This window comes from Cupriavidus sp. KB_39 (assembly GCF_052114485.1).
GTDB lineage: Bacteria > Pseudomonadota > Gammaproteobacteria > Burkholderiales > Burkholderiaceae > Cupriavidus.
The window spans coordinates 143,702-156,872 of the sequence record NZ_JBFREV010000003.1 but is presented as its reverse complement, the minus strand read 5'-3'; the positions used below and the strand labels follow the sequence as shown (position 1 = coordinate 156,872).

General features: G+C 64.7%; 12 protein-coding genes. 8 read left to right on the top strand and 4 right to left on the bottom strand.

Annotation, left to right across the window (positions count from 1 at the left end; genetic code table 11):
- Nucleotides 1-2 precede the first annotated feature (2 nt).
- The gene (locus AB4Z27_RS03410; protein ID WP_092298749.1) at nt 3-434 is read right to left on the bottom strand and encodes a VOC family protein; all 432 of its coding nucleotides are present in this window, start codon (nt 432-434) and stop codon (nt 3-5) included.
- Nucleotides 435-470: 36 nt separating this feature from the next.
- Nucleotides 471-1,310, bottom strand: coding sequence for a spermidine synthase (locus AB4Z27_RS03405; RefSeq protein ID WP_441643933.1), 840 nt, complete (start codon nt 1,308-1,310; stop codon nt 471-473).
- 145 nt (nt 1,311-1,455) lie between these two features.
- Between AB4Z27_RS03405 and tkt the strand changes: the two genes are divergently transcribed.
- The gene (tkt, locus tag AB4Z27_RS03400; protein ID WP_441643902.1) at nt 1,456-3,492 is read left to right on the top strand and encodes a transketolase; all 2,037 of its coding nucleotides are present in this window, start codon (nt 1,456-1,458) and stop codon (nt 3,490-3,492) included.
- Nucleotides 3,493-3,574: 82 nt separating this feature from the next.
- Entirely contained in the window at nt 3,575-4,573 is a 999-nt protein-coding gene (gene gap / locus AB4Z27_RS03395; RefSeq protein ID WP_092298755.1) for a type I glyceraldehyde-3-phosphate dehydrogenase, read from the top strand.
- Between the two features lie 54 nt (nt 4,574-4,627).
- Here the strand turns inward: gap and AB4Z27_RS03390 are convergent, their stop codons facing one another.
- Nucleotides 4,628-5,239 (bottom strand): flavin reductase family protein, encoded by a 612-nt coding sequence (locus AB4Z27_RS03390; RefSeq protein WP_441643901.1) that lies wholly within the window; start codon nt 5,237-5,239, stop codon nt 4,628-4,630.
- Between the two features lie 271 nt (nt 5,240-5,510).
- Between AB4Z27_RS03390 and AB4Z27_RS03385 the strand changes: the two genes are divergently transcribed.
- The 3 genes from AB4Z27_RS03385 (at nt 5,511) to AB4Z27_RS03375 (ending at nt 7,757) form a co-directional block, all read left to right on the top strand.
- A complete protein-coding gene (locus tag AB4Z27_RS03385; protein ID WP_092298761.1) occupies nt 5,511-6,509 on the top strand; it encodes a LysR family transcriptional regulator in 999 nt (332 codons plus the stop codon).
- A 162-nt stretch (nt 6,510-6,671) separates the two neighbouring features.
- Nucleotides 6,672-7,154, top strand: coding sequence for an Hcp family type VI secretion system effector (locus tag AB4Z27_RS03380; protein ID WP_441643900.1), 483 nt, complete (start codon nt 6,672-6,674; stop codon nt 7,152-7,154).
- Nucleotides 7,155-7,163: 9 nt separating this feature from the next.
- Complete coding sequence (locus AB4Z27_RS03375; protein WP_092298766.1) at nt 7,164-7,757, top strand: peptidoglycan recognition protein family protein; 594 nt, start codon at nt 7,164-7,166, stop codon at nt 7,755-7,757.
- Between the two features lie 512 nt (nt 7,758-8,269).
- Here AB4Z27_RS03375 and fur read toward each other — a convergent pair.
- Entirely contained in the window at nt 8,270-8,701 is a 432-nt protein-coding gene (gene fur / locus AB4Z27_RS03370; RefSeq protein ID WP_092298769.1) for a ferric iron uptake transcriptional regulator, read from the bottom strand.
- A gap of 127 nt (nt 8,702-8,828) precedes the next feature.
- Here fur and AB4Z27_RS03365 point away from each other — a divergent pair, with 127 nt between their 5' ends.
- The 3 genes from AB4Z27_RS03365 (at nt 8,829) to leuS (ending at nt 13,162) form a co-directional block, all read left to right on the top strand.
- Nucleotides 8,829-9,464 carry an outer membrane protein assembly factor BamE gene (locus tag AB4Z27_RS03365; protein ID WP_441643899.1) on the top strand — a complete coding sequence of 212 codons (636 nt, stop codon included), beginning with the start codon at nt 8,829-8,831 and terminating at the stop codon, nt 9,462-9,464.
- A 95-nt stretch (nt 9,465-9,559) separates the two neighbouring features.
- Complete coding sequence (gene dapB / locus AB4Z27_RS03360) at nt 9,560-10,357, top strand: 4-hydroxy-tetrahydrodipicolinate reductase (RefSeq protein WP_092298774.1); 798 nt, start codon at nt 9,560-9,562, stop codon at nt 10,355-10,357.
- A 183-nt stretch (nt 10,358-10,540) separates the two neighbouring features.
- The gene (gene leuS, locus AB4Z27_RS03355) at nt 10,541-13,162 is read left to right on the top strand and encodes a leucine--tRNA ligase (RefSeq protein ID WP_441643898.1); all 2,622 of its coding nucleotides are present in this window, start codon (nt 10,541-10,543) and stop codon (nt 13,160-13,162) included.
- The last annotated feature ends 9 nt before the right edge of the window (nt 13,163-13,171 follow it).

Here is a 13,171-nt window from a genome sequence, read left to right as displayed (position 1 = left end):
AGTCAGGAGTTGGCGGGCGCCTTGGCCGGGTCGAGGCGGGTGGCGAAGCCCCAGCGGTAGCCATCCGGGTCTTCGACCATGCAGTAGCGGTCGCCCCAGAACTGGTCGGCGGGCGGCATCACGCTGATGGCGCCGGCGGCGAGGGCCTGGGCGTAGATGGCGTCCACGTCGCCACAGTAGACATAGAAGGTCTGCGGGGCCTCCACGCCGAGCGAGCGCGGCGTGCGGGCGGTGCTGCCCCAGGCGCCTTCAGGCGCGAACATGACCACGAGTTCGCCCTGGTAGTGCATCTCGGCGTGGGTCGGCACGCCGTTTTCGTCGAGCACATGGCCGGCGGTGAAGCCGAACGCGCGGCTGTAGAAGTCGAGCGCGGCGCGACCACTGGCCACCGTGAGGTACGGGGTCAGCCAGGGCGTGTTGGACGGTCTGGGCATGATGGTCTCCGGATGGGCAGGCGTTTCCGGTGCATGTTACTTGGAGCCGCCGGCGCTGTCGAAGATCGCCTGCAGATGGCGCGGGTGCGTGAACAGCGTCGGATGGAGATCGGCGTGGTAGCAGCGCAGCGCGGACGCAAGCTGCCACTGGCGCAGGCGCGCGGCGATCTGGCTCGCGGGGCAGGCGGCGATGTCGAGTGCGTCGCTGGTCAGCGCGATCCCCCACAGYGCGCCGTAGGCCGGGATGAACGTGGCGAGCGGCGCCACATGGGCGAATAGTTCGCGCAGGCGCGCCAGCAGCAGCCGGGCTGTGTCGGGCCGGTGCAGCGGCGGGCCGAGGTGGATCGACATCGCCCCGCCCGGCGCCAGGCAGCGGCGCGCGGCCTGCAGGCCGTGGAGGGAGAAGAGGGCGGTGGCCGGGCTGCCATCGTCGGCTTCGGTCAGATCGAAGACGATCAGGTCGAAGCGCCGGCCGGCGCGGCCGAAGGCTTCCATCAGCCCGAGCGCGTCGCCGATGGCGATGTGCAGGCGCGGATCGTCGGGCTTGCCGGGCGCACTCAGGGCGCCCTGATGGATGCCCGGCAGCCATTCGCGCGCCAGGCGGACCACCTCGGCGTCCAGTTCGGCCACCACCACCTCGCGGATCGTGGGAATGCGCAGCAGTTCGAAGGCCGAGCCGCCGTCACCGCCGCCCACCACCAGCGCACTGCGCGGGCTGCCGTGCGCCGCGGCCATGGGATGGACCATCAATTCATGCTGGATCCAGGCGTCCGCTTCGGTGCTCATCACGCGGCCATCGAGCCGGAAGATGCGGCCAAATTGGGCGCTGTCGCCAATTTCGATCTGTTGATGGRCGGAACGTGACGCCGCAACCACATGGATATCGCCCAATGTGGCGCCTACGCCGGGTGCCAGCCATTCGGTCCAGCTTTGACGACCCCTTCGAGCCGTGCCCGGGCGTCCGGAAATACCCTCTGCTTCTGCTAAAATTGCGGTTTTCCCGCGCTCAGGTTCTCGCCGCATGTCTGCCCTCGCCCATCCCGCCACCAGCCCTTTCGCCTCGCAGCCCGCCAAATTGATGGCGGACGCCATCCGCGTGCTTGCCATGGACGCCGTCCAGCAAGCCAATTCCGGTCACCCCGGTGCACCGATGGGCATGGCGGATATCGCCGTGGCGCTCTGGGGCCGGCACCTGAAGCATAACCCCACGAACCCGCACTGGCCCGACCGCGACCGCTTCGTGCTGTCCAACGGCCACGGCTCGATGCTGGTCTACGCGCTGCTGCACCTGACCGGCTACGACCTGCCGATCGAGGAACTGCGCAACTTCCGMCAACTGCACAGCAAGACCGCCGGCCACCCCGAGTACGGCATCACGCCGGGCGTGGAAACCACCACCGGCCCGCTGGGCCAGGGCATCACCAACGCGGTGGGCATGGCGCTGGCCGAGCGCCTGCTGGGCGAGGAATTCAACCGCCCCGGCTACGACATCGTCAACCATCACACCTATGTGTTCCTGGGCGATGGCTGCCTGATGGAAGGCATCAGCCACGAAGCCTGCTCGCTGGCCGGCACGCTCAAGCTGAACAAGCTGATTGCGATGTGGGATGACAACGGCATCTCGATCGACGGCGACGTGGTGCACTGGTTCGCCGACGACACCCCGAAGCGCTTCGAAGCCTACGGCTGGAACGTGATTCGTGGCGTGGACGGCCATGACGTGGTGGCCGTGGACAACGCCATCGCGCAGGCCAAGGCCAGCGACAAGCCGACCCTGATCTGCTGCCGTACGATCATCGGCAAGGGTGCCCCGAACAAGCAAGGCGGCCACGACGTGCACGGCGCCCCGCTGGGCGGCGCCGAAGTGCTGGCCACGCGCGAGGCGCTGGGCTGGACGCACGCCCCGTTCGAACTCCCGCAGGACGCCTACACCGCCTGGGACGCCAAGACCAACGGCAACGCGCTGGAGCGCGCCTGGGACGCGCTGTTCGAGTCGTACGCCGAAGTGCATCCGTATGAAGCCGGCGAATTCACGCGCCGCATGCGCGGCGAGCTGCCGGGCGCGTTCGACGCCGCCGTGGACGCCTTCATCGCCAAGTGCGAGGAAAAGGCCGAAACGATCGCCACGCGCAAGGCCAGCCAGAACACCATCGAGGCCTTCGGCCCGGTGCTGCCCGAATTCCTGGGCGGCTCGGCCGACCTGACCGGCTCGAACCTGACCAACTGGTCGGGCAGCCAGGCCGTGCGCGTGGACGCCTGGGGCAACCACATCAACTACGGTGTGCGCGAGTTCGGCATGAGCGCCATCATGAACGGCATCACGCTGCATGGCGGCTACATCCCCTACGGCGCCACGTTCCTGACTTTCTCGGACTACAGCCGCAACGCGCTGCGCATGGCCGCGCTGATGCGGATCCGCTCGCTGTTCGTGTTCACGCACGATTCCATCGGCCTGGGCGAAGACGGCCCGACCCACCAGTCGATCGAGCACGTGGCCAGCCTGCGCCTGATTCCGAACATGGATGTCTGGCGTACCGCCGACACCACCGAGACCGCCGTGGCCTGGGCCGAGGCGATCCGCCGCGAGAACGGCCCGAGCTGCCTGATCTTCAGCCGCCAGAACCTGCCGTTCCAGCGCCGCGATGACGTCACGCGCGCCAATATCGCACGCGGCGGCTATGTGCTGCGCGATGGCACCAACCCGCGCACCAAGCGTCCGGACGCGGTGATCCTGGCCACGGGCTCCGAAGTGGGCCTGGCCGTGGGCGCCGCCGAGCAGCTGGCTGCCGATGGCGTGCACGTGCGCGTGGTATCGGTGCCGGCGACGACCGTGTTCGACAAGCAGGACGCCGCCTACAAGGTCAGCGTGCTGCCGGCTGGCGTGCCGCGCGTGGCAGTGGAGGCCGGCGTCAGCGACTTCTGGTGGAAGTACCAGGTCCAGGCGGTGGTCGGCATCGACACCTTCGGCGAATCCGCCCCGGCCGGCGTGCTGTTCAAGCACTTCGGCTTCACGGTGGAAAACGTCGCCGATACCGTGCGCGCCACGCTCGCCMAGTAATTCCCGCCCGCGCGGCAGCCGGTGCGACGCGCCGGTTGCGGCGCCGGCCCCGCTTTCATCGATCGCACTCTAGGAGATAGACATGACCATCAAGATCGGCATCAACGGCTTCGGCCGCATCGGGCGCATGGTGTTCCGTGCCGCCGTGGCCAACTTCAAGGACGTTGAAGTGGTCGCCATCAACGACCTGCTCGAGCCCGATTACCTGGCCTATATGCTCAAGTACGACTCGGTGCACGGCCGCTTTGACGGCGAAGTGGCCGTGGACGGCAACACGCTGGTCGTGAACGGCAAGAARATYCGCCTGACCGCCGTGAAGGACCCGGCCGAGCTGAAGTGGGGCGAGGTGGGCGCGGACGTGGTCATCGAATCGACCGGCATCTTCCTGACCAAGGAAGGCGCACAGAAGCACATCGACGCGGGCGCGAAGAAGGTGATCATGTCGGCGCCGTCGAAGGACGACACYCCGATGTTCGTGTACGGCGTGAACCACGCCTCGTACAAGGGCGARGCGATCATCTCGAACGCCAGCTGCACGACSAACTGCCTGGCCCCGGTGGCCAAGGTGCTGAACGACAAGTGGGGCATCAAGCGCGGCCTGATGACCACGGTGCACGCCGCCACGGCAACGCAGAAGACCGTCGACGGCCCGTCGAACAAGGACTGGCGCGGTGGCCGCGGCATCCTGGAAAACATCATCCCTTCGTCGACTGGCGCTGCCAAGGCCGTGGGCGTGGTGATTCCGCAGCTGAACAAGAAGCTGACCGGCATGTCGTTCCGCGTGCCGACCTCGGATGTGTCCGTGGTCGACCTGACCGTCGAACTCGAAAAGTCGGCAACTTACGATGAAATCTGCGCCGAAATGAAGGCACAGAGCCAGGGCGCGCTGAAGGGCGTGCTGGGCTACACCGAAGACAAGGTCGTGGCGACGGAYTTCCGTGGCGACGCGCGCACCTCGATCTTCGACGCCGAAGCCGGCATYGCGCTGGATGGCACCTTCATCAAGGTCGTGAGCTGGTACGACAACGAGTGGGGCTATTCGAACAAGTGCCTGGAAATGGCACGCGTGGTGGCCAAGTAATCGTCGCAGGCTGGACGAAGTACGATAAAAAACGCGCCTTCGGGCGCGTTTTTTTTATGGCTGCGAGGCGAGTGGCGGTAGCGGCTGGGCGTCGACGCCGTCGCCATCGACAATGAAATGGCCGCCGGCCACATGGTGGATGGTGCGCAGTGCATCGTGGCCGGCAAAGTGCCAGCGGCCCTCGCTGAACACGCGGCCGTCGGCATGCGCGGCCACCACTTCGCCGAGGAACAGGTCATAGCCGGCCTGGATGGCAGGTTCCGGCAGCAGCCGGCATTCGAGCCACGCGGCACAGCCCTCGAGCAACGGCGCACCGACGACATCGCCCTGGAAAGTCTGCAGTCCGTAGGCGGCGAACTTGTCGATCCCTTGCTGCTCGGAGATGGCCAGGCCAGAACTGGAGCCGAGGGCTTGCGTGACATCCACCTGGCTCACCGTCGGCACGTGCAGCGCGAATTCACCGCTGGCCTCGAGCAGTTGGCGCGTCCACGTGGCWTTGTCGAGCACCACGGCCACCTTCGGCGGTGCGAAGTCCAGCGGCATGGCCCAGGCCGCCGCCATGATGTTGCGCTGGCCGCCATGCGCGGCGCTGACCAGCACGGTCGGGCCATGGTTGAGCAGCCGGTAGGCTTTGGCGAGTTCGACGGGAAGGCGGTGGGACGTCATGGCGCGAAATCGGACGATTCTGAGTGAAAGATGCGGGCTTCCGCTCACTATACGCCGTCGGCGCAAAGGCTACCGGGGCGTCTTTTGACATTATCTGTCGCTATCCAGTCAAATCCCGCCCAATCCGAGCCCTCGTAGTGCGAGAAATGATGAATTTGCTTTTCCCGGTAGTTTTTTTCTCTTACACTCGGAAGAATCTGTTGAACTCTGATGTGCAGCCAGTGAAAGTGGTGGGGCCATCTAAGCGTGGGCATAACAACCGGGCCTGATCATGGTGAATGTGGATACCAAGCTGCTGGTGATTTTCACCGAGCTGCTGAGCAAGCGAAACGCCACATATGTGGCGGAAAAGATGCATATGACCGCACCTGCGGTCTCGCATTCGCTTGGCCGCCTGCGCGAGATCTTCGACGATCCTCTTTTTATCCGCGTGCCTCACGGCCTGACGCCGACGCCGCGCGCGCTGGAACTGGGCCCCAAGATCCGCGACATGCTGGATCTCTGGTCGTCCATCAATGAAGGTGAAGTCGACGACTTCGACCCGGCTATCGCGACCGGCACCTTGAATATCGGCTTTGCCGCCGAACTGGGCGACACGGTCTTCAATCGTTTCATTCTCCGTATCAAGCAGATGGCGCCGGAACTGCACATCCGGCTGGTCGAATCCCATTCGTGGGAATCGGACGTCGCTTCGATGCGCGCCAACGAGCTGGACCTCGCATTTTCGCCATTCCCGACCCGGCATCCGGAGATCGTCGAGGAGATGGTGACGTCGTTGAACCTCTGGGTTTGCGCCCGCAAGGACCACCCGCTGCTCAAGACCGATTTGACGCTTGAGCAATACCTCGATTGCAGCCATATCTTCATGGCGCACTCGGGCGGCGCCGGCCGTCCGGCTCCGTCGCTGATTCCGCTCGATTACGCCCTGCAGCAACGAGGCCTCAAGCGGAATGCGACGCTGACGGTACATTCGTGGCGTGCTCAGGCCGAACTGGCTGCCCAGACCGACATGATCTTCACGGTCAACGCGCTGACCAAGGACATGGCCTGCGAGACCTACGGCCTCAAGGCTTTCCCGCTACCAGCTGAACTCAACACGCTGCTGGGCCTGAACATGTTCTGGCACCGCAGCCGCAACACGCACCCCATGCTGGTATGGGCGCGTGGCCTGTTCCGGCAAGTGGTAGCCGAGTTCGTCGGCGTCCAGGCCGTCACCCCGCGCGGCCTGCGCGTGGTGGAAGAACAGGATCAGGATATTCCGCAGCCGTAATCGGACTCTGCAGCAAGCGGTTAAACGACTCGGGCGCCTTGTGCGCCCGAGTCGTTTTTATTTGTGCCATCGCAAAGTGCCAGCAGTTTCGGACATGTCTCATATCCGGCCAGGTGATGCCCTGCTAGCGTCGCCATTCGCAACCAACCCAGGGAGCAATGAATGGCGCAGGACATTTTCTTGAACCTCAGCGGCATCGCGGGCGAGTCCATCGACGCGACGCATACCGGTGATATCGAAGTGCTCGAGTGGGCGTGGTCCGTCAGGCAACCCGCAAACATGCACGCAGGCAGCGGGGGCGGCGCCGGCAAGTGCGCCGTCGAGGATCTGACGTTTGACCACTATACGGATCGGGCCTCGCCCAATCTTGTCCAGTACTGCCTCACCGGCAAGCATATTGCCCGCGCCATCCTCGTCATGAGAAAGGCGGGCGGATCACCACTCGAATATCTGAAGATGACGATGGAGGACGTGCTGGTCACGCAGGTGGCTCCCGTCTACTACAACACCATGCGCGTGCCGAGGGAGCGCGTGGCGCTGTCGTTTTCGCGATTCCGGCAGGAGTATGTCGTGCAGAACGCGGGTGGCGGTAGTGCGGGGACGATAGGGGTGGGGTACGACGTCAAGGCCAATGCGGTGATTTGAGGAGAGGTCATGTTGCTTATATCGAAGAGCGGCATCGTTGACGCCGAGCGGGTCAAGGTGAAGATCTTTCCAGGATTGGAGAGAACCCCCATGCTCAAGGTCAACGGGATAGTGGTCCACCAAACGAACTCTTCCACATCGGGCAGTACGTTCGCGCATTATCAGAAGGCGGGAGCGCATGGCGCGCATTTTCTGATCGACAAGGATGGGACGATATACCAGACCGCATCCGTGTATAAGCGTACCAACCATGTTGGCTGGCTTAAATCACGCTGCCTGGAAACCAGCCAGTGTGCGCCTGCCGAATTTCGGGATGCGCAGAGAATCAAGGGGATCAAGAAGCTCTCCGCGTATGAGCACAAGAAAGAGTCTCCAGCGCGATATCCGGGCAACAATGACTCAATCGGAATTGAAATCGTTGGCCGGGAAATCGGTAAAGTCGAGGGATATGAGGCCGTCAACGAAGCGCAAAATAGATCGTTGCGTTGGCTAGTCAGGGAGCTCGCCGAAACGTTGGGAGTGTCGATGCGCGAAGTGCACAAGCACCCCGACATATCCTACAAAAAGCCGTCGGAAGCGAGGTCGGCGAAATGGCAGGACTGAGAAACGCCGCACTAGCGCTATGTCTCTTGAGTGGGCTAGCAACTCATTCTTACGCTAGAGATGTTAAGAAGGTCGTTGTGGAGAGCGTCGGCCTGAGCGATATAGAGGGGGTTGCCGAGGAGGCCTGCAAAGCGTTTAAGCCAACCGCTTCTCAGATCCGGGCGTATTTCTCAAGAGCTTATCCAGTTGACGGATTCTGGTCGACTAATAAATTCTATTCTCCGTGCCATGCGAAAGGCTCTGTGGAATTTTCCGACGGAAATGCGGGGCGGTGGATCCTGACGTCCAGTGGCATCGCCGAGTTGACGTGGAACCTAAGCGGGCGGGTAGTGCTATATCACGAGAAAAATGGGTGGAGCGACCCATTTCGAGGCATGTACGATGGGCCGGAGCAATAGCGCGRCCGAGGGGAGGCGAGGGGGCAACGACTCGATCTAGCCTCCCAAATAAAAAAACCGGCGCCGAGGCGCCGGTTTTTGTTGCCTGCTCGCTGGGCCGTGGCCCGCGGCGGCTTATCGTTTGGGTCTGTGGGGACAGTCGTTCTTGGTGCAGTTGCCGTACAGCGACAATGCGTGTTCCTGCAGTGCAAAGCCGCGCTCGCGCGCAATGCTTTGCTGGCGTTGCTCGATGTCGGAGTCGAAGAATTCCTCGACCCGGCCGCAATCGAGGCACACCAGGTGATCATGGTGCTTGCCTTCGTTGAGTTCGAAGATCGCCTTGCCTGATTCGAAGTTGTTGCGCGACAGCAGACCCGCCTGCTCGAATTGGGTCAGGACGCGATATACCGTGGCGAGACCGATATCCATGTGCTCGTTGAGCAGGATGCGGTACACGTCTTCGGCGCTCAGGTGGCGCTGTTCACTGGTCTGGAAGATCTCGAGGATCTTGAGGCGGGGGACGGTCGCCTTCAGGCCGATGTTTTTGAGGTCCGCCGGACTCGGCATAGGCGTGACTCCCTAGAGTACAATGTCTGGATAGTTGAATCATAAGGGTTTTGGCGACAAAAGTCGCCCCGGTGCCACGGCCTGTACCGGACCCGGCACTATCCTTTCCCGTCTGAAAGCGAGATCCATGCGTTCATTCCGTACGACCGCCATGCGCCTGCCGCTGGTGTCTTCCCTGCTGGYSGCCGCCGTGCTGGCCGGCGCCTGCTCGGCCTATGACAGCACGTCGCGCAAGGTGGCCGACGCCATCACGCCGTATCGTATCAATATCGTACAGGGCAATTTCGTCTCGCGCGAGGCGGCGTCGCAACTGCGCGAAGGCATGACGCGCGATCAGGTCCGCTTCCTGCTGGGCACGCCGCTCTTGACCGACGTTTTCCACGGCAATCGCTGGGATTACGTGTTCTCGTTCCGCCGCGGCAGCACGCCAGTCGTGCAGCAGCGCCGCTACACGGTGTTCTTCGATGGCGACAAGCTGGTCAAGTTTGGCGGGGACGAACTGCCGTCCGAATATGAGCTGATCGCCGAAATCGACGGGATGAAGGCAGCCCTGCGCAACCAGACGCCGGGCAAGATCGTGACGAGTTCGAGCAGCGCACCGGCTGACGCCCCGGCCACGCCGGCACCGGCCGCACCGGCAGGCGCTGCCGATAGTGCCGCCCCCGTGCCGCCGACCGCCGCGCCGGCCCCCGAAGCCGCCCCGGCTCCGGCCACCCCGCCAGCCACGCCCACGCCCGACACGTCCGCCAAACCGGCAAGCTGACCGGCACGCGGCCCGTTGCGGGCCGCGCCCGGAYGCCATGCCGCCTCGCCGCCCCGGCCGGGCGGCGCCCCTTCCCCCGACATCGCACAAWCACCATGAATATTGCAATCGCAGGCGCTTCCGGCCGCATGGGCCGCATGCTCATCGAACATGTGCTGAATACCGACGGCGTGACGCTGACCGGCGCGCTCGACGTGCCCGGCGCCGCCGCGCTGGGCCAGGATGCCGGGCTATTCCTGGGCCGCGCCACGGGTGTGACGATTTCGTCCGATGTGGACGCCGTGCTCGGCGCCGCCGACTGCCTGATCGACTTCACGCGCCCCGAAGGCACGCTGGCCCACGTGGCGGCGGCGCGCCGGCTCGGCAAGAAGATGGTGATCGGCACCACGGGCTTCGACGCCGCCGGCAAGCAGGCGCTGGCGGACGCTGCCAAGTCGATCGCCATCGTCTTCGCCGCGAACATGAGCGTGGGGGTGAACGCCACCTTCAAGCTGCTGGAAGTGGCGGCAAAGCTACTTTCGACCGGCTATGACATCGAGATCATCGAAGCCCACCATCGTCATAAAGTGGACGCGCCATCGGGCACGGCGCTGGCCATGGGCGAGGTGGTTGCCGGCGCGCTGGGCCGCAGCCTGGACGATTGCGCCGTCTACGCCCGCGAAGGCCATACCGGCCCGCGCGACGCCAACAGCATCGGCTTTGCCACCGTGCGCGGCGGCGATATCGTCGGCGATCACACCGTGATGTTCGCCGGCATTGGCGAGCGCATCGAGATCAGCCACAAGTCGTCGAGCCGCCAGTCGTACGCCGATGGCGCCGTGCGCGCGGCGCGCTTCCTGGCCGACAAGCCGGCCGGCCTGTTCGACATGCAGGACGTGCTGGGCCTGAAGTAAGCCCGGCACACGCCAAAAATTGCCGAAAATGGCCCGCCGCGTGGCCATTTTCAGACTTTTCGCCGTCCGTGGCGGGTGTCCGCCACGGTTATAATCGGCTCTTTCGCAAATCGGTCCGCCCGGCACCCCAGGTGCGCGCGGAACGCCGTCCCCGATCCGACGTCCTGATCCGTCGTACCAAACATGCAAGACAAATATCTTCCTTCCGCCGTTGAACAAGCCGCCCAGCAGCACTGGCAGGCCACCGAAGCCTACAAGGTGGCCGAGCACGCTGTGGGTCCCGACGGGAAGGAGAAGTCGAAGTTCTACGCCTGCTCGATGCTGCCGTACCCGTCGGGCAAGCTGCACATGGGTCACGTGCGGAACTACACGATCAACGACGTAATGGCGCGCTACCTGCGCATGAACGGCCACAACGTGCTGATGCCGATGGGCTGGGACGCGTTCGGCATGCCGGCCGAGAACGCCGCGCTGAACAACCACGTGGCGCCAGCCGCCTGGACCTACGACAACATCGCTTACATGAAGAAGCAGATGCAGTCGATGGGCCTGGCGATCGACTGGTCGCGCGAGGTGGCAACCTGCAGCCCGGACTACTACCGCTGGAACCAGTGGCTGTTCCTGAAGATGCTGGAAAAGGGCATCGCCTACCGCAAGACCGGCACGGTCAACTGGGACCCCGTGGACCAGACCGTGCTGGCGAACGAGCAGGTCATCGACGGGCGCGGCTGGCGCTCGGGCGCGGTGGTGGAAAAGCGCGAAATTCCGATGTATTACCTGCGGATTACCGATTATGCGGASGAGTTGCTCGGTGATCTGGATGCGCTGGGCTGGCCCGAGCGCGTCAAGGTCATGCAGCAGAACTGGATCGGCAAGAGCACCGGCGTGCGCTTCGCGTTCCCGCACAAGATTTCGGGCGCGGACGGCAAGCTCGTCAATGACGGCAAGCTGTACGTGTTCACGACCCGTGCCGACACGATCATGGGCGTGACGTTCTGCGCCGTGGCCGCCGAGCACCCGCTGGCTACCCTGGCCGCGGCGAACAACCCGACGCTGGCCGCCTTCATCGACGAATGCAAGCATGGTTCGGTCATGGAAGCCGACATGGCGACCATGGAGAAGAAGGGCATGCCGACCGGGCTCCAGGTCGAGCACCCGCTGACCGGCGAGCCGGTGGACGTCTGGGTCGGCAACTATGTGCTGATGAGCTACGGCGACGGCGCCGTGATGGGCGTGCCGGCGCACGACGAGCGCGACTTCGCGTTCGCGAACAAGTACCAGCTGGCGATCCGGCAGGTGGTGGACGTCAAGGCCCWGCCGTTCTCCACCGAAGCGTGGCAGGAATGGTACGGCGACAAGGAAGCCGGCAAGCTGGTCCACAGCGGCAAGTACGATGGCCTGGGCTATCAGGCCGCGGTGGACGCCATCGCGGCCGACCTCGCCGCCAAGGGCCTGGGCGAGAAGAAGGTGACCTGGCGCCTGCGCGACTGGGGCATCTCGCGCCAGCGCTACTGGGGCACGCCGATCCCGTTGATCCATTGCGATGCCTGCGGCGTGGTGCCGGTGCCCGAGCAGGACCTGCCCGTGGTGCTGCCGGAAGACCTCGTGCCGGACGGCACCGGCAAYCCGCTGAACAAGGACCCGCGCTTCCTGAACTGCACGTGCCCGTCCTGCGGCAAGCCCGCGCGCCGCGAGACSGACACGATGGATACSTTCATCGACTCGTGCTGGTACTACATGCGCTACACGTGCCCGGACGCCCCGACGATGGTCGACGCCCGCAACGACTACTGGATGCCGATGGACCAGTACATCGGCGGCATCGAGCACGCGATCCTGCATTTGCTGTACGCCCGCTTCTGGACCAAGGTCATGCGCGATATGGGCCTGGTCAAGTTCAGCGAGCCGTTCACGAACCTGCTGACGCAGGGGATGGTGCTCAACGAGACCTATTACCGCGAGGACGCCTCCGGCAAGAAGCACTGGTACAACCCGGTCGAGGTGGACGTGCGGACCGACGAGCGCGGCCGCCCGCTGGGTGCCACGCTGAAGGCGGACGGCCAGCCGGTGGTGATCGGCGGCGTGGAGAAGATGTCGAAGTCGAAGAACAACGGCATCGATCCGCAGGCGCTGATCGACCAGTACGGCGCCGACACGGCGCGCCTGTTCGTCATGTTCGCCGCGCCGCCCGAGCAGCAGCTCGAGTGGAGCGGTTCGGGCGTGGAAGGCGCGTCGCGCTTCCTGCGCCGCGTGTGGAACTTCGCCCATGCCAACGCGCAGGCGATTCGTGACGGCGCCGGCACGGCGTTCACGGCCGATGACGCCGCGCTGCGCCGCGACCTGCACGGCGTGTTGAAGCAAGCGAATTACGATTATCAGCGCATCCAGTACAACACCGTGGTCTCGGCCACGATGAAGATGCTGAACGCGCTGGAAGACGCTAAGGGCGCCTCGCCGGCCGCGCGCCGCGAGGGCTTCGGCATCCTGCTGCGCGTGCTGTACCCGGTGGTGCCGCACGTTACGCACGCGCTGTGGCAGGAGCTGGGCTACGCCGAGCAGGGCGGCGACCTGCTGGACGCCGCCTGGCCGCAGGTGGACGAAGCCGCGCTGGTGCGTAGCGAGATCGAACTGGTGCTCCAGGTGAACGGCAAGGTCCGTGGCAGCCTGACGGTGCCGGCCGATGCCGATCGCGCCGCCATCGAGGCCACGGCCGCCGCGAGCGAGATTGTGGCGAAGTTCGCCGCCGGCGCCGCGCCCAAGAAGATCGTGGTTGTGCCGGGCCGACTCGTCAACGTGGTGCTCTGAGGCGCCCGG

Coding starts and splice junctions, on each gene's coding strand:
- AB4Z27_RS03385 (WP_092298761.1), top strand. CDS start 5,511: ATGGTGAATGTGGATACCAAGCTGCTGGTGATTTTCACCGAGCTGCTG.
- AB4Z27_RS03410 (WP_092298749.1), bottom strand. CDS start 434: ATGCCCAGACCGTCCAACACGCCCTGGCTGACCCCGTACCTCACGGTG.
- dapB (WP_092298774.1), top strand. CDS start 9,560: ATGAATATTGCAATCGCAGGCGCTTCCGGCCGCATGGGCCGCATGCTC.
- fur (WP_092298769.1), bottom strand. CDS start 8,701: ATGCCGAGTCCGGCGGACCTCAAAAACATCGGCCTGAAGGCGACCGTC.
- AB4Z27_RS03380 (WP_441643900.1), top strand. CDS start 6,672: ATGGCGCAGGACATTTTCTTGAACCTCAGCGGCATCGCGGGCGAGTCC.
- AB4Z27_RS03375 (WP_092298766.1), top strand. CDS start 7,164: ATGTTGCTTATATCGAAGAGCGGCATCGTTGACGCCGAGCGGGTCAAG.